This is a genomic window from Acinetobacter sp. RW6 (genome assembly GCF_041956835.1).
Taxonomy (GTDB): domain Bacteria; phylum Pseudomonadota; class Gammaproteobacteria; order Pseudomonadales; family Moraxellaceae; genus Acinetobacter; species Acinetobacter calcoaceticus.
In genome coordinates this window covers 3,659,171-3,675,872 of the sequence record NZ_CP167121.1, presented here as the reverse complement: position 1 = coordinate 3,675,872, position 16,702 = coordinate 3,659,171, and the positions used below count along the sequence as shown (strand labels likewise).

Sequence of the window (16,702 nt, the reverse complement as noted above, 5' to 3'; positions counted from 1 at the left end):
CATGACCAAGATTAGAATGCTTAAGCATTCTAATCTTGCATTTAAATGGATTGATCAGACATTGATAAGCTCTTTTGATGATTTTTATTATTTCTATTTGGTCGTAAAACACGGCGGCTTTAGTGCGGCCAGCGAAGCCGAAAATATTAGTAAGTCAAAGCTCAGCAGACGCATTATCGACCTTGAAAATAAATTTAATGTGAGCCTCATTCAAAGAACAACCCGCCATTTTAAAGTGACCGATTTGGGCCAAGAGTTTTACGAGGAATGCTGCAAAGTTATTGCTCAAGTTGAGTGTGCAGAAAATGTTTTATTAAAGCAAAAAAGTGAACCTCAAGGGTTGGTAAAAGTGAGTTGCCCACCGCTTATGATGCATTTTCAAATTAGAAAAATTTTAAATCAGTTTTTAAAAACCTACCCTAAAGTTGAAATATCACTCGAGCTTACAAGCCGTCGAGTTGATATTTTGCATGATGACATCGACCTCGCAATTCGGACCAATTTCGAACCCAATGAAGACTCAAATCTTATTGTTCGTGATGTGATTAAAACTGACCACTGTCTAGTTGCCGCGCCTGAATTACTCCAAGGCCGAGTAATCCAAAATTATTCAGAGCTACAGGACTTTCCAAGTATTAGCTTGGGAACCCAGAAGCAAAATTATATCTGGCATTTATGCAATATTCGCAATGGCGAATCGGTTGATGTGCCTTATCAACCACGAATAAAAAGTAATGACTTGGCAGGTGTCTACTATGCTGTTATGGACGGCCTAGGAATTGCAGACCTTCCCTTTTTAACCGTTGAACCTGAAATTCGTAAAGGCAAACTTATTCATATCCTTCCTGACTGGAAATCAAATATTGGCATGCTACAACTGGTTTATGTGTCTAGAAAAGGCCAGCGTCTTGTGGTCGAGAAACTCATTGAAACGCTGATTGAAGAACTGCGACGTTTGCCTGAAAGCACTCAAGGTTATTCATTTTCATAATGCATTGAGTACTTCTTTTAGTAGAGCACAGATGCATTCTGTTTAAGTCCTTTAAACTTTTCTACAAGAAAATCAATTAACAACTTTACTGAAGGCAACAATCCACGCCTGCTGGTATACACTAAATGAATCATTTCAGGAGGAAATTGCCATTCAGGCAATACATTCACGAGTGTTCCTTTAGCCAGATCTTCATAGACCACAAGTTCTGGTAATTTTGCTACCCCTAATCCTTGTAACGTGGCGTTTCTTAAAGCTGTTAAATCTGTAGTGGTGAACCGAGGATGACATTTCACTGTGGCCTCTTGTTGGTCTTGAGAATAAAGATGCCATGCATATTCGGGTGCAAAAGATTCCATCATTAAAATAGGCCAATCGGCTAATTGCTCAGGTCGTGAGATTGAAAAATATCGACTGGTTAAGTTGGGGCTAGCAACAACAAACTGCCGAGCCAAAGCCAGCTCACGAACAATAGAATCACTATCAGGCAAAGGTAAAGGCCGAATTCTAATGGCTAAATCAAATCTTTCATCAATCAGGTCGACTCTTCGGTTTGTCGCCTCTACATGTAGTTTAATTTTAGGATAAAGCGCCAGAAATTCATTGAGCATTTCACTCACATTAATGTGCAGCAAGTTTGTTGGACAAGACAATTTAATTAGGCCACGTGGTTCCGCTGTTAAATATTCAATCGCCTCTTCTGCTGCCTCTGCTTCAATCAGCATTGCCTTACAGTGCTGGTAATAAATCTTGCCCACCTCAGTAATCGAGACTTGTCGGGTTGTTCTATTGAGTAACTTCACGCCAAGCCGATTTTCTAGCTCTGCCATACGTCGGCTTAATAAAGACTTGGTCACCATCAACTCGTGACTCGCAGCCGAAAAACCACCGCAATCAATAATCTTTACGAAAAAAAAGAGGTCATTTAAGTCTTTCATTTTGCAATCCTCATATTAATCACAGTGTATTTCAGCAAGCTGAATATAAAACATACCATGTTGTTCTTTATGCATGACAATGATTTCTATTTTAGATATTTTTCGCCATTTATCCTATTTGTAATATGAATTACACCCTCATCAAAGAGCATATAACAATGACAACTCCAGCAAACTTCAATGGTCAGCGTCCAGTCATCGATCCAGATGATTCAGTCATGCTTTTGATTGATCATCAAAGTGGTCTATTTCAAACTGTAGCAGACATGCCAATGACCGAATTACGTGCCCGTGCAGCAGCATTGGCTAAAATCGCAAGCTTGTCGAATATTCCAGTGATTACAACCGCTTCTGTTCCACAAGGTCCAAATGGCCCCCTTATTCCAGAAATTCACGCAAATGCACCTCATGCACAATATGTCGCCCGTAAAGGTGAAATCAATGCTTGGGACAATCCTGAATTTGTAGCAGCAGTAAAGGCTACTGGTCGTAAGACTCTTATTATTGCAGGGACAATTACCAGCGTTTGTATGGCTTTTCCAGCAATTAGTGCGGTTGCAGAAGGATATAAAGTTTTTGCAGTGGTTGATGCTTCAGGAACTTATAGCAAAATGGCGGAAGAAATTACGTTAGCGCGTGTTGTGCAAGCTGGTGTAGTTCCTATGGATACAGCAGCAGTTGCTTCTGAAATTCAAAAAACATGGAATCGAGATGACGCACTTGAATGGGCACAAGTTTATACTCAAATTTTCCCTGCCTATCAGCTACTGATTGAAAGCTATACCAAAGCTCAAGAAGTGATTAAAAATAGCGAAGTTTTAGATTCAGCACGCTAAGTCCAGATCTTATCTAAAAAAAACCGGTCATGAATGGGCATGACCGGTTTTTGTGAAACATCACATACAGCATAGCTGCATGTTTTCGTTCAGAACAAAACGAACTCGCTTTGTTCCTTACTCAGATAAGTCTACGCAGAGATATTTCATTTCAACATATTCTTCAATGCCGAATTTTGAACCTTCGCGGCCTAGACCAGACTGTTTTACGCCACCAAACGGAGCAACTTCATTTGAAATTGCGCCCGTGTTAATGCCGACCATACCGTACTCAAGTGCCTCACCAACGCGCCATTGACGAGCTGTGCTTTGAGTAAACAAATAAGCAGCTAAACCGAACTCGGTATCGTTCGCCATAGCCACTGCTTCATCTTCAGTTTTAAAGCGGAAGAGTGGTGCAAGTGGACCAAAGGTTTCTTCTTTCGACACTTTCATGTCTTGCGTTACGCCAGTTAAAACTGTTGGTTCAAAGAATGTGCCACCAAGTGCTGAGCGTTGACCACCAATACGAATTGTTGCGCCTTTCTCGGTTGCATCTGCAATATGAGATTGGACTTTTGCAATCGCATCTTCATCAATTAAAGGCCCTTGAGTTGAACCTTCTTGACGGCCATCGCCAACTTTAAGCTTAGACACCGCTTCAACTAAACGCTCAGCCAATGCATCGTAAATACCATCTTGAACATAGATACGGTTCGCACAAACGCATGTTTGACCGCTATTGCGATATTTACTTGCCATAATGCCCTGAACCGCTTGTTCAAGATTGGCATCGTCAAATACTACAACTGGCGCGTTGCCACCCAGCTCAAGTGAAAGCTTTTTAATAGTTGGCGCACATTGTTGCATCAAGATACGACCAACTTGAGTTGAACCTGTGAAGCTTAACTTACGAACGATATCGCTTTCACATAAGGTTTTGCCCACTTCAACCGCATCACCGCTAATGTTAATTAAAACATCAGCTGGTAAGCCTGCTTGCAATGCCAAAACTTCAAGTGCATAGGCAGTTAACGGCGTTTGCTCTGCTGGCTTAACCAACATTGAGCAACCCGCAGCAATAGCTGGACCTGCTTTACGCGTAATCATGGCAGCTGGGAAGTTCCACGGCGTAATCGCAGCAGTGACACCAATCGCTTGTTTAATCACTAAAAGACGTTGGTTTGGCAAGGTTGGTGTTAACACTTCACCATCCACACGACGAGCTTGCTCGGCAAACCAGCGGATAAATGATGCTGCATAACCAATTTCACCGCACGCTTCAGCCAATGGCTTGCCTTGTTCAGCCGTTAAAATCTGTGCCAGATTTTCTTTGTGCTCAAGCATGAGGTTGTACCATGCCAATAACACATCAGCACGAGCCAAGGCAGTTTGCTTTTTCCAAGCAGCTTGCGCTTTTGCTGAACGGTTAATTGCGGCTTCAACCCCTGCGCGGTCATAGGTTTTCACCCATGCCAAAGTTTCACCCGTAGCAGCATCATTTACCTCGATATAATCATTTGATGCAGGCGCTTCTAATGAAATATCAGGATGTTTTAATAAATACTGCAAATTGTTTTGAATCATGCAGATTGCTCCATTGCTTTTGCACTACCTGCCTTAAGTGCCGCAAAACCTTGTTTCAGGATATCAAGGCCTTGACGGAATTGCTCAGCAGGAATGGTTAATGGATATAAGAAACGAATTACATTACCGTATTTACCACAAGTAAGAAGTAACAACCCGTTTTCCATTGCATAGTTTTGTACAACTTTTGCTTGCTCAGCAGTTTCTAGTTCTACTGCAACCATTGAACCTAATGCACGAATATCAGTCACTACATTTCCTGTTGCTTGCTGAATGTCTTTAAGCGAAACAACCAACTCAGCGCCTAGCTCATTTGCACGGTCGCATAAGTTTTCTTCTTCAATCGCATCAATCACTGCGTGCGCAGCAGCAACAGCAATCGGGCTACCTGCATAAGTACCGCCTAATCCACCTGGGTTTGGTGCATCCATCACTTCTGCACGACCGACTACACCCGAAATTGGGAAACCACCACCTAAGCTTTTCGCCATCGTGATCAAGTCAGCTTTAGTCTCGTAATGGTTCATTGCAAACAATTTACCAGTACGTGCAAAACCAGACTGAACTTCGTCTGCTACAAGTAAAATACCGTGCTTATCGCAAATTGCGCGTAAACGTTTTAAGAACTCAGCTGGCACAACATGGAAACCACCTTCACCTTGTACTGGCTCAAGCACAATCGCTGCAACATCATGCGGTGCAATATCTTCACTGAAAATATCTTCAACACTTTCAATTGCCGCGTCTACTGAAATACCTTTAGCAGGCACAGGGTAACGCGCGTGGAACACACCAGCTGGCATAACACCGAAATCACGTTTGTAAGGCGCAGTTTTACCTGTCATTGCCATGGTCATGAATGAACGACCATGGAAACCATTACCAAAAGTGATAATGCCGTGACGACCAGTGTAACAACGGGCAATCTTCACCGCATTTTCAACTGCTTCTGCACCGGTTGTGAAAAAAGCAGACTTAGCAGGTCCTGCAATTGGTGCACGCTCATTAATACGCTCAGCTAAAGCGACATAGCTTTCATAAGGTGTAACTTGATAGGCAGTATGAGTAAATTTAGTTAATTGTTCAGTTACCGCTGCAATCACTTTAGGGTGGCGATGGCCTGTATTTAAAACCGCAATACCACCAGCAAAGTCGATAAATTGGTTGCCTTCCTTGTCCCAAAGCGTGGCATTTTCAGCTTTTTCAGCGTACCACTGACACATCACGCCTACACCACGTGGAGTTGCTTGCTGTTTACGCGCGTTAAGTGCAGAATGTTGATTATCCATTTGATTCCCTCATATTTTCATCATCAGTTGCAGCTTTGGTTTTTACATCCTGTGCTTAATTTTCAGGGTGCTTTACAACAACTGCCTATGCATGTAATTTCGCTCGTCTGGCGGCAACTGACGAGAGCCATTTTTTAACTGTAGGAGAGAGCCAATTGCGTAGTTTACTTGGAGATCATTTGTTACAACGGCTCCAACAGGACATCGAGGGTAAACTCCATCAGCGACTTTTTCGTTGTCTACGCGCTGCCATTATTGATGGAGTGGTTCAACCAAAAACGCGTTTGCCCGCGTCACGCGACTTAGCCAGTGAAATTCATGTTTCGAGAAATACAGTTCTTACTGCCTACGAACAACTACAAGCTGAAGGCTACTTAGAAGCACGGACAGGCCATGGCACATGGGTTGCCGAGAAGCTACCAGAGAGTTTTCTAAATACACAAAATAAGAAAAAAGCTGTTTCAAGCCCGAAGGTTCAAAACTCTTATGCGCTATCGCAACGTGGTTCAAATTTATTAGGCTATGCCGCAGCATCTCCACATCAATGGGGTGCATTTGTACCAGGAGCTCCAGACGTTACCGAGTTTCCACATCATATTTTTAGTCGTATTCAAGCAAAATTAAGCCGTGAGCCAGACATTAACCGCCTTATCTATAGCAACGCGGGCGGATGTATTGAACTTCGAAGTGCATTAGCAGACTACTTACGGGTTGCCCGTTCAGTCCAGTGCGATGCCGACCAGATTATTATTACCGAAGGTATTCACCAAGCGATTGATTTAGTCTCACGTGCGCTCAGTGACATTGGTGACCGGATCTGGATTGAAGATCCAGGCTATTGGGGAATGCGTAATACTTTACGTATTAATGGCGTTGATATTCAACCCATGCCAGTCGATGCCGAAGGCATTATCCCCGAAGAAAATCCGGTTAAACCACCTAAACTCATTTTTGTCACTCCCTCACATCAATATCCACTCGGTTCACATTTAAGCCTAGATCGCCGACGCAAATTGATTGAGATTGCCCGCCAGCACAATAGCTGGATTGTAGAAGATGATTACGATAGTGAATTCCGTTTCTCAGGCCAGCCGTATCCATCTTTACAAGGTTTAGAAAATGATGCGCCTGTGCTGTACATGGGCACGTTCAGCAAAACCATTTATCCATCTTTAAGAATTGGCTATTTGGTGGTGCCTAAGCCGCTCTTTTCACCCTTACGGATTGTGGCAGCTGAACTCTATCGTGGTGGGCATTTGCTCGAACAAAAAGCCCTAGCCGAATTTATTCGTGAAGGCCATTATGAAGCGCATATTCGGCGTATGCGTCTGCTCTATGGCAAACGGCGTGATTACTTGGTGAGCCTGATTAAACGCTACCTAGGGCCTGAATTTATCCACGAATACGATGAAGCAGCAGGGTTACATCTGGTTTTAAAACTACCAAACTCTTGCGATGATGTCGCGATTGCAGCGACCGCACTTGAACGTGGTGTCAAAGTTCGCCCACTTTCACAGTATTACATGCAATCACATGCCCACGCGCAACGTGGGTTGCTCATGGGCTTTGCCTGCGTCAATGAAAAAGACATGGTGATGGCTTTTGGTGTGCTACTCCAGTGCTTACGCGAAGCGGGCGTACAAACACTTAATTGATTCTTTTATCTCACCATGCTGAATAAAAAAGAGCCTCATTGTGAGGCTCTTTTAGTTTCTAAAATACTAAACTAATTTTTCTTCTTGAGTATGAGTGAGATGGGTCGTTCTTCGGTCTTTACCCCAACCCAGTTTTTCCGACAATATTCCAAAGAACACAATAATGCCGAACAATGCTGTGGTGTAAATTACTTCTTTGAAATATGTGCCTTCAATGAGCATGGTGAGAATTGCCCCAATAATTGCAAAGATCACCACATAAGTCAGATAAGGGAACATCCACATTTTAAAGTCAATTTTCACCCCTTCAGCTTCTAGTTTTTTACGCATACGAAGTTGAGAGTAAGCAATGGTCAGGTACACATACAATGTTGCCGCGCCAGTCGTTAGCATGAAAAAGTCATAAACATCCATACTCTTGGTTGCAGTTAAAATCACGGCAATCACAGAGAAAAAGCATGACACAATTACGCCAACCCACGGGCTGCTTTTACTGTTCACAGAACCAAAACTTTTCGGTGCATCACCACGTTTAGCTAAAGAGAACAACATACGTGAACACGTGTAAAGTGCTGAGTTAAAACAACTACACACCGACGTTAACACCACAAAATTCACAATATGGCGAGCCCCCGGAATCCCAAGTGCACTTAACGTTACGCTATAGGTTCCCCAAGTCGAATCTTTCAAAAGTTCATTGTTGTGAGGAATTAAGCATACTGCGACAAACATTGATCCCACATAGAACAAAATAATTCGCCAAACCACTGAGTTAGAAGCTTTACGAATTTCTTTAGATGGATTTGCCGATTCTGCCGCCGCTACAGTAACAATTTCAGCACCAATATAGGCAAACATGACCCCAAGCAAGGCGGTAATGACGGATGATCCTCCATTTGGCATAAAGCCTTGAGAGGTTAGATTACTAATACCAGAAGCAGCTGGATTACCCCAAGGCCATAAATGCATGATGGCCAAACTACCAATCACAAGGAAAATAACAATCGCGATAACTTTAATAAGGGCAAACCAGAACTCGAATTCACCATAATTTTTCACGTTTTGTAAATTGACTGCGACCAATGCGACAATGACCACGACCATATAGGCCCAGATTGGTATAAATGGGAACCAATTGTTTAGAATTTTACCTGCCACATAGGCTTCCCATCCCATGAGCATTGCGAGAGTACACCAGTACAACCAGCCAATTGAAAAGCCTGCCCAACGACCAATCGCGCGGTCTGCATAAGTTGAAAAAGAGCCACTATCAGGGTTTAAAACGGCCATCTCGCCTAACATCCGCATGATGAACCAAACGAGCAGACCACCCAAAGCGTAAGTTAGAAAAACAACAGGGCCCGTATTGTAAATAATGCTACCTGAGCCCACGAATAGAGAACCACCAATAACCCCTGCAATTGAGATCATCGTTAGGTGGCGTGATTTAAGTCCATGTTTTAAACTTTGGGAGTGATTGGCTTCAGAACCATTTTGATGAGCTGCCATATCATTTTCCTTAATATATGGAGGATATCGGCCAATCTCGGAAATCCTCCGAAGCCAACTATATCCCCTAAAAATTTAGCCGTTTTGCCCAATTCCTAAAACAGAAAATTCACTGAGCTTATCCGGCGCTTCCGTATGCATACTTCCAATGGCTTTAATTTGTCGTTTCGGCCCTGAAGAAACGAGAGCCATTTTTGTAATAAAAGAGAGAGCCAATTGCAAAATTTATACGCAAAATTGGCTCTTTTTAGATTGCATGTAGGTAAATGGTTTTTAGTTTTTATTTTAAAAATGAATAAGTTTTACTTTAATTAGATTGGAATTATTTAGTTTTGCTCAGAAATTAATAAAGCTTTTGTCCCTTTTTCTAAAGCTCTGAATATATGTTTTTGATCGGCAGGGTAACAAATATAATCTCCGACACCGAGCTCAACGGCCTCATCAATTAGACCAACCAGAGCCTTACCTTCCACCACAATAATATGCTCCACAGAACCAACGGGGTGTGGCTCTGAAAGACGGTCTTCACCCGGCTCAACAATGAGTAAATAAACATCTCGACGCGCATGTGGCGGACAAGTCGCCAACAAAATGGCCTTGTAATTGGCAATCTCAGAGCTAACGGTTGGGCCATCTCCACAACGAATCACTTGCACCTGATTACTCGGTTCTTCCATCAAACGTGCAAATGGAATATTCAAAGCCACACAAAGTGCCCATAGAGTTTCAATGCTTGGGTTACCTTGACCTGCCTCTAATTGTGAAAGAGTAGATTTTGCAACGCCTGCACGACGAGCAACCTCTGCCAAAGAAAGCCCTGCTCTTTGGCGTTCACGGTTTAAACCTTTGGCAATAATTTCAATTGGCTGAGACATTCACCACATCCGTTCTATAAAAAAAACGATCGTTCGTTTTGACAAAACAATCAGACTTATTCATTATAATGGAAAATCGTTCGTTATATCATACTATGACCACCTACTCTCTCATTAAGAAACTTAGTAAAGACACTACCCGCTCGATTTTCTTTGTGTGTCTAGCGACGAGTGTCGTTGGTATGTCTTTAGGTTCACTCGCAGCAAGCTATGGCTTAGCGCTCTGGATCCCACTTTGTCTATCAATATTTGTGCTCGCAGGAACTGCTGAATTTATCTTTATTGGTTTTTTAGCGGTAGGTGGCAGCCCGATTGCTGCTGCAATTGCAGGACTATTGGTCAATTTACGGCATTTACCTTTTGGAATTGCGGTCAATGAATTAATCAGAGGTAAATTCTCTCGATATTTCGGGGCCCATATCATGAACGATGAAAGTGTTTTATTTGGTATGGCACAGCCTGATTTTGAGACTAAAAAAGCTGCTTACTGGTTATGTGGTATAGGCATCATGCTGAGCTGGCCTCTCGGTGTAACGGCGGGTTATTTTATTGGAACTGCTATTCCAGACCCTAAAACATTTGGTCTAGATGCAATTTTCCCCGCTATTTTAATTGCACTTACTTTTAATGCTTTAAAGAATAAATTTACTCGAAGAGCGGCATTTTCTGGCGCAACCTTGGCACTGATTACTACACCTTTTTTGACCTCAGGACTCCCTATTCTGATTTCACTTTTTGGCTTAATATTTGGTAGAAAAAAATGAATCAACAATTACTCATTATTTTGGGCATAGGCTTTCTAGCACTTGGAACATATGGGATTCGTTTTGCTGGTTTTCACTTAGGTGCTAAATTTACTTTTTCTGAAAAATACCAAGTTTTATTGTCAAATGGTGCAACTGTTTTACTATGCGCTATTGCCGTGACGACTACATTTTTTGAAGGCCAGCACTTCGCTGGATTCGCGCGTATATTTGGGGTGGCACTAGCGCTTTTCTTGGTCTGGAAAAAAGTACCGCTTTTATTAGTGATTTGCTTGGCAGCCGCTGCTACAGCACTGTTACGTTTACTTGGAATTGAGTAATAAAAAAGGCGAGATAAACTCGCCTTTTTTAAATTTTGTACAAGTTAGAACGGTAAATCGTCGTCTAAATCAGCTGGTGCAGACGCAGGCTGTTGTGGTGCTTTAGGAGCAAAACCACCAGATTGCGGGTTACTGTTTCCACCATTACCAAAACCAGCTGGGTTGCTACCATAGCCACCGCCACTATTTTGGTTATAACCACCGCCTTGGTTATTATTATTTTGATAACCATTACCACCTTGTTGAGGTGCGTTAAAACGTGGTTGATTAAAATCATTACCGCCAGCGAACCCTTGTTCACCTTGTTGACGACCATCTAACATTTGCATCTGTTCGCCACGAATTTCTGTTGTATAGCGCTCTTGGCCATTTTGATCAGTCCACTGACGCGTGCGTAATGAACCTTCAATATAAACCTTAGAACCTTTACGTAAGAACTGCTGAGCAATTTCCCCTAAACGGTTATGCAAAACAATACGGTGCCATTCTGTTTGTTCTTTACGCTCACCTGAAGTTTTATCGGTCCAAGCTTCACTTGTCGCGATTGAAAATTGAGTCAGCGAACCCCCATTTGGAAAAGTTTTTGTTTCAGGATCACGACCCAAAGTACCAACCAAAATAACCTTATTTACACCACGCATTAGCTGTCTTCATCCTATACATTTCTATGTTTTACTTTATAAGAGTTATGCTTAAATGGCTACCTCTTTACCGAACAACTGCGTTAAATCACGTCGCGCAGCCTCATCAAGAGTCTGTTTATCGACTTTAATATAAGCAACTTGCTGGTCAGGCATCACCACAACTTCTTCTATACCACGAATTGCCAATAGCTGTGTGGTCCACTCATTCACCTGTTGCACTTGCGGCAATGGCAACACAATAGATGACAAATACCGCGGCTGAGCTAAACCAAAACTAATTAGCAACCATATTATAGCAATCCCTGTTAAGACACTCCATCCAATCGCAGTATTATGTAACATCAATAATTGACCACCTAGTGTGCCACCAAAAAAAGCACCTAAAAACTGACTACTGGCATTTACACCCATAGCAGTTGCTTTTGACTGGATTGGAGCACATTTTGATAACCACGATGGCAATAATGCTTCCATCACATTAAACGCAATAAAGAAAATACCTAGGCCTGCGAGTAATACATATTTTGATTGATAGCCAAATATGAGTAACAGCAAACCTGCAATAATTCCTGTAATGGCAGTTAAAAAAATTCCCCGCATTTTGCGATATTTTTCAGCCACGATAATGCTTGGAAATGCAAAGAATAGACTAATTACTAACAGCGGCAGATACACCAGGCCATGACTTGCTAAAGGAATATGTGCAAACTCGATGAGCTGTGAAGGCACATAAATAAACATGGCGGTAAGCAGTAAGTGCAATGCAAAAACCGAGACATGCAAACGGTTTAAATCACCCATTTGGATGACTTGCTTAAGCTGCGCCATATAGCCTTGCTGATAATTACGATGATGACGAGTCACTTTAGGTACAAGCAATAGCATCAAAATCGCGATTAAGCCCATAATGGTCGTGACAAAGAATAGGCCTGAAATACCCACAATGCTTGTGAGCCAAGGTCCAAGACTAAAAGCCACCACAAAAGACAAACCAATACTCATGCCCATGGCAGCCATAGCTTTAGTACGTTGTTCTTCACGCGTAACATCGGCTAAAAGCGCCATGACGACGGCTGAAACTGCACCTGCACCTGCTATGGCACGGCCAATAATCACGCCATAAATGGTGTCAGATAAACCAGCAATTGCGCCGCCAAGAGCAAAGAGTAATAAGCCAAGCACCACGAGAGGTTTACGGCTAAAACGGTCAGCAAGTAAGCTAAATGGAATCTGTAAAATCGCCTGACTTAAGCCATAGACACCCACAGCCAAACCAATGAGTGCTGGAGTTGCATATTGATATGACTGCCCGACTACAGAAAAGACAGGAATAATCATGAACAAACCCAACATGCGTAGCGCAAAAATACTACTTAAGGCAAAAGTTGAGCGACGTTCCAAAGCATTCATCATATCAATACACGTTTATCAAACTAGGCAAATTATAAGCCGATTCGTTTCTAAAAATACGGGACACCTTATTTAAATTAACGATTTCAGCTTAAAAAAATAAAGAGGCATTTAGCCTCTTTATTCTAAACATCTTTACTGAAAATTAGCTTAAGACGAGTGTGGATGGCGTTTACTATATTGAATTGAAGCAAATACAGCCCAAACAATAAATGCTACACCAATTAAACCTGTTACCACTTCCGGTACGTGTACGCCTGTACCACTTGCAATCATAATGAATGCTAAAGCACCAATTGCATAATGTGCGCCATGTTCTAAGAACACATAAGCATCTAGCGTGCCTTTTTCAACAAGATAAACTGTCATTGAACGGACAAAAATAGCACCAATAGCAAGACCAAGCATAATCACGACAACATCGCTGGTAATTGCAAATGCACCAATCACACCGTCAAAACTAAAAGATGCGTCTAACACTTCTAGATATAAGAAGCCACCGATACCTGCTTTAACTACACCAGAAGCAGCACCTGATCCATCTTTCATAACGGCATTGCCATCTTCATCAATTTCAGGTTCACCGCCTAACATATGGCTTAATACTTCTACACCAATATAAACCACGATGCCCCAAATACCAGCCATAGTCACAACAAGGCGCTGCGATTCATCAACATTTGCTGCCATAATTAACATGGCAATGAGAGCAATAAAAACAGACATTGCCGGTACGCTAGCTAAGCTAGAAAGTTTAGCTTCAAGCCATCTGAACCAATGCGTTTCTTTTTCCTCATCAAAGAAGAAGTTTAAGAAAACCAATAATAGGAATGTTCCACCAAAAGCTGAAATCTCGGCGTGGTGGGCCATTAAACGTTCAGAATACGTTTTTGGATCGTTGAGTGCCAATTTAGCCACTTCAATCATTCCCATATCCGCAGTCACGGCAACAATCGCCACTGGGAAAATTAAACGCATACCAAAAACGGCGATTAAAATACCAACCGTCAAAAACAGCATTTTCCAGAAAGGATCCCAATTACGTAGAACCGATGCATTCACGACAGCATTGTCAAAAGATAAAGAGACCTCCATTACAGCTAAAATGGCTGTAATCGTTAAAGCTTTAAACATGGTAGACACGCCTGCTTCAGGTCCATGGGTAAAACCCCAATAAGCGGATAGCGCTAAACACACCACCGTAAAAAATATCGAAAATCGGAAATGCTTCATGGATCAGACCTATACCAAGAACTAAATTTAATCTTTCTTAAAACCGTGGCTATTATATCGATAATTAACCACAAAACGATGTTGTTTTGTGCCGTTATTCCCTTTACTTTATCTCTCTGTTTAATAAAGAAATTTATAATATTTAATTAACTTATTAATCGTATTAAATATTTTTCTAAGATATATCTATCATTATTATTTTTGTATTTTAAAATTGATTTAAAATCCTGTTCAGCTGTCTTATTTTAAATGGAATGATTTTATGCTTTTTTCTCAAGAACTCTGGCAACGTAATCTAAATTTATATCAAAAAATTCTCGACCTGCCTTTTAATCAGGAACTTGCCAGTGGAACTTTAGACAAAGAAGCTTTTTGCCATTATGTTATTCAAGATGCTCAATATCTCGTTGCTTATGGCCGCGTTTTAGCCGTTGCAGCAGCAAAGGCTTTTGAAGCTGACGATATTATGCAATTTTCAGATGCAGCCAAAATTGCGATTGTAGTTGAACGCAGTTTGCATGATGACTTCATGAAAAATTTTGGTGTGACCAAAGAAGAATTTAAAAATACGCCATTAACTTTGGCCGGCCACCATTACACTTCATTTTTAACCGCAACTGCTTGGTCTGAAAGTTATCCTGTTGTGCTGGCAGCACTTTTACCGTGCTTCTGGATTTATGCCGAAGTCGGTAAAGACATTGTAAACAAATCAATTCCAAACAACCCATATCAAGCGTGGGTTGATACCTATGCTGGCGAAGAGTTTCATACGGCGGTACGTAACGTCATTGCTACGGTTGATAAAGTTGCCGCACGTTGCGATGCCGATACGTTAGAGAAAATGCATGCCGCGTACACCATGGGTGCAAAACTTGAGTGGTTATTTTGGGATAGCGCCTACCACCAAAGACAATGGCTAGGTTTAGATCATATTTAAAACTTCAAAAGAATCGGTCAGATGGTTCAATATTCTGATCGATTTTCAATAAAATGCGAGACAGATATGTATATAGGCGAATTAGCATCTTTAACTGGAGCTACTCCTAAAGCCATTCGGCATTATGAGAAATTAGGCTTGCTACCCGTTGCAAAAAGAAAGGGAAATTATCGTATTTATGAAGCGATTGATGTTCAATCAGTTAAAATGATTCGCCTCGCGCAAGCGGTCGGATTTAGCCTTTCAGAACTGTATGACTTGTCAGCTTTAAAATATAAGAATAATCGATTTCCTGTAGAAGTTGCACAACAGCTCATTCAGAAAAAGAATCAACAAATTATTGAGCAAAAAGCAGCGTTAACCCGTTTACAACAAGATTTAAAGCAACTTGAGAATGAGATTATTGATACTTATATTACCCATAAGATTTCGGCTTAAAACAGATCATTAAAATTTGAAATAGCTTTCAAAATTAGTGCTTGACTCTGACCTTAGGGTAAAGGTTTATCGTAATGACTTCGTTTATTACGGATAAATAAAATGAGCGCTCATCTTTCTACATTTAAAAATTCAACAGCATTAATTACAGGAGCATCTTCAGGAATAGGCAAAGCCTATGCTCAAAAACTTGCATCTTTAGGGATTCACTTAATTTTGACCGCACGCTCCGAACAAAAGCTGAATGATTTAGCTGATGAACTTAGAAAAAAATATAACGTAAATGTTGAAGTTATCGTTTTAGATTTAGCTCAACCAAATTCAGCTCAAACCTTATTTGATGAAGTGCAAGCTAGAAAATTATCGGTAGAGATTTTAATTAACAATGCAGGATTTGGAAAATGGACTAAATTTCTAGATCAATCTGTATCTACCTATCAAGAAATGATCACGCTGAATATCAGCAGCGTAACGTCTTTATGTTATTTATTCTTGCCTCACATGCTTGCTAACAAAAAAGGCATCATGATTAATATTTCATCGACAGGAGCATTCCAACCTCTCCCCTATATTGCTGTCTATGGGGCAAGTAAATCTTACGTATTACAATTTACTGAGGCGTTGGCAGGAGAATATTCATCTTCAGGTGTTAAATTTCTAGCGGTTTGTCCGGGCAATACGGAAACCAATTTTACTCAGGTCGCAAATGCCGATACCAGCGGTATGAAAAGCTCTACAGTAGACGATGTTGTATCTGCAACAGTTGCAGCATTAGATAAAAATAAACCAACTCTTGTTGTAGGTTGTAGCAACTATTTAACGTCTCAGCTGCCTCGAATTCTTTCTCGCAAAAAGATGATCAATTTAGTTGAAGGGATGCTCAGAACCCGCGTTATCGATCCGTCATAAAGCTAGTTCAATTTAAAAGATTAAGGGCTATCTCTTAATCTTTTAATGCTGAAATAGTTGCCAGCCATAAATTAAACCTGCCGCGGCAACTACCCAACACAATGTTGCCAAACCTAGACACGACCACATCGACAGACGCGTTGCAAGTACATAGACCGCCACTAAATAAATGGCGTAAGGAATAAGTGACCATAGGCCAAACAGAGCTGTTTTCTGTAAAGCCTCAGCTCCTTTTTGCTGATAAACAATCACATGAGCAATCAAAGCGAATGTAGGAAAAAGCGGGACTAAACCCGCAATATAAAATGCCTTACTTTTCGATAAAACCGAAATGATGAGAACAACCCCAGCCCCCAACATACATTTTAAAAATAACGCCCACATGCGC

The 16,702-nt window shown here is 41.4% G+C and carries 17 protein-coding genes; 8 read left to right on the top strand and 9 right to left on the bottom strand.

The window, feature by feature from the left end; all coding sequences use genetic code 11:
* Window positions 1–16: 16 nt before the first annotated feature.
* Complete coding sequence (locus ACB088_RS17335) at window positions 17–991, top strand: LysR substrate-binding domain-containing protein (RefSeq protein WP_375037556.1); 975 nt, start codon at window positions 17–19, stop codon at window positions 989–991.
* A 17-nt stretch (window positions 992–1,008) separates the two neighbouring features.
* Here the strand turns inward: ACB088_RS17335 and ACB088_RS17330 are convergent, their stop codons facing one another.
* Window positions 1,009–1,929 (bottom strand): LysR substrate-binding domain-containing protein, encoded by a 921-nt coding sequence (locus tag ACB088_RS17330; protein WP_209734427.1) that lies wholly within the window; start codon window positions 1,927–1,929, stop codon window positions 1,009–1,011.
* A gap of 158 nt (window positions 1,930–2,087) precedes the next feature.
* Here ACB088_RS17330 and ACB088_RS17325 point away from each other — a divergent pair, with 158 nt between their 5' ends.
* Window positions 2,088–2,765: an isochorismatase family protein gene (locus ACB088_RS17325; protein WP_003653987.1), complete on the top strand. Its 678-nt coding sequence runs from the start codon at window positions 2,088–2,090 to the stop codon at window positions 2,763–2,765.
* Between the two features lie 117 nt (window positions 2,766–2,882).
* Here ACB088_RS17325 and ACB088_RS17320 read toward each other — a convergent pair whose 3' ends face one another.
* Both ACB088_RS17320 and gabT read right to left on the bottom strand, forming a co-directional pair.
* Window positions 2,883–4,331 (bottom strand): NAD-dependent succinate-semialdehyde dehydrogenase, encoded by a 1,449-nt coding sequence (locus ACB088_RS17320; protein WP_375037555.1) that lies wholly within the window; start codon window positions 4,329–4,331, stop codon window positions 2,883–2,885.
* The gene (gabT, locus tag ACB088_RS17315; RefSeq protein ID WP_133971346.1) at window positions 4,328–5,620 is read right to left on the bottom strand and encodes a 4-aminobutyrate--2-oxoglutarate transaminase; all 1,293 of its coding nucleotides are present in this window, start codon (window positions 5,618–5,620) and stop codon (window positions 4,328–4,330) included. The genes ACB088_RS17320 and gabT overlap by 4 nt, the downstream gene beginning before the upstream one ends.
* 155 nt (window positions 5,621–5,775) lie before the next feature.
* Between gabT and ACB088_RS17310 the strand changes: the two genes are divergently transcribed.
* Window positions 5,776–7,275, top strand: coding sequence for a PLP-dependent aminotransferase family protein (locus ACB088_RS17310; RefSeq protein WP_209734430.1), 1,500 nt, complete (start codon window positions 5,776–5,778; stop codon window positions 7,273–7,275).
* A 66-nt stretch (window positions 7,276–7,341) separates the two neighbouring features.
* Here the strand turns inward: ACB088_RS17310 and ACB088_RS17305 are convergent, their stop codons facing one another.
* Window positions 7,342–8,784, bottom strand: coding sequence for an amino acid permease (locus ACB088_RS17305; protein WP_003653993.1), 1,443 nt, complete (start codon window positions 8,782–8,784; stop codon window positions 7,342–7,344).
* A gap of 326 nt (window positions 8,785–9,110) precedes the next feature.
* The gene (locus ACB088_RS17300; RefSeq protein WP_017388639.1) at window positions 9,111–9,659 is read right to left on the bottom strand and encodes a helix-turn-helix domain-containing protein; all 549 of its coding nucleotides are present in this window, start codon (window positions 9,657–9,659) and stop codon (window positions 9,111–9,113) included.
* Window positions 9,660–9,727: 68 nt separating this feature from the next.
* On the opposite strand from ACB088_RS17300, the gene ACB088_RS17295 reads away from it, so the two are divergent.
* The gene (locus tag ACB088_RS17295) at window positions 9,728–10,423 is read left to right on the top strand and encodes an AzlC family ABC transporter permease (protein WP_375037554.1); all 696 of its coding nucleotides are present in this window, start codon (window positions 9,728–9,730) and stop codon (window positions 10,421–10,423) included.
* A complete protein-coding gene (locus tag ACB088_RS17290) occupies window positions 10,420–10,743 on the top strand; it encodes an AzlD domain-containing protein (RefSeq protein WP_375037553.1) in 324 nt (107 codons plus the stop codon). Before ACB088_RS17295 ends, ACB088_RS17290 begins: the two co-directional genes overlap by 4 nt.
* Before the next feature lie 44 nt (window positions 10,744–10,787).
* Here ACB088_RS17290 and ssb read toward each other — a convergent pair whose 3' ends face one another.
* The 3 genes from ssb to ACB088_RS17275 form a co-directional block, all read right to left on the bottom strand.
* Window positions 10,788–11,384: a single-stranded DNA-binding protein gene (ssb, locus tag ACB088_RS17285; protein ID WP_132070563.1), complete on the bottom strand. Its 597-nt coding sequence runs from the start codon at window positions 11,382–11,384 to the stop codon at window positions 10,788–10,790.
* Window positions 11,385–11,435: 51 nt separating this feature from the next.
* Complete coding sequence (locus tag ACB088_RS17280; protein WP_375037552.1) at window positions 11,436–12,800, bottom strand: MFS transporter; 1,365 nt, start codon at window positions 12,798–12,800, stop codon at window positions 11,436–11,438.
* Window positions 12,801–12,947: 147 nt separating this feature from the next.
* A complete protein-coding gene (locus tag ACB088_RS17275; RefSeq protein ID WP_375037551.1) occupies window positions 12,948–14,030 on the bottom strand; it encodes a DUF475 domain-containing protein in 1,083 nt (360 codons plus the stop codon).
* A 262-nt stretch (window positions 14,031–14,292) separates the two neighbouring features.
* Here ACB088_RS17275 and tenA point away from each other — a divergent pair, with 262 nt between their 5' ends.
* The 3 genes from tenA (at window position 14,293) to ACB088_RS17260 (ending at window position 16,314) form a co-directional block, all read left to right on the top strand.
* Window positions 14,293–14,967, top strand: a complete 675-nt coding sequence (tenA, locus tag ACB088_RS17270; RefSeq protein ID WP_133747352.1) for a thiaminase II — start codon at window positions 14,293–14,295, stop codon at window positions 14,965–14,967.
* A 66-nt stretch (window positions 14,968–15,033) separates the two neighbouring features.
* Window positions 15,034–15,405 carry a MerR family transcriptional regulator gene (locus tag ACB088_RS17265; protein WP_133747351.1) on the top strand — a complete coding sequence of 124 codons (372 nt, stop codon included), beginning with the start codon at window positions 15,034–15,036 and terminating at the stop codon, window positions 15,403–15,405.
* A 102-nt stretch (window positions 15,406–15,507) separates the two neighbouring features.
* Window positions 15,508–16,314, top strand: a complete 807-nt coding sequence (locus tag ACB088_RS17260; RefSeq protein WP_375037550.1) for an SDR family NAD(P)-dependent oxidoreductase — start codon at window positions 15,508–15,510, stop codon at window positions 16,312–16,314.
* A 42-nt stretch (window positions 16,315–16,356) separates the two neighbouring features.
* Here ACB088_RS17260 and ACB088_RS17255 read toward each other — a convergent pair whose 3' ends face one another.
* Window positions 16,357–16,698, bottom strand: coding sequence for a GlpM family protein (locus ACB088_RS17255; RefSeq protein WP_003654014.1), 342 nt, complete (start codon window positions 16,696–16,698; stop codon window positions 16,357–16,359).
* Window positions 16,699–16,702: the final 4 nt, after the last annotated feature.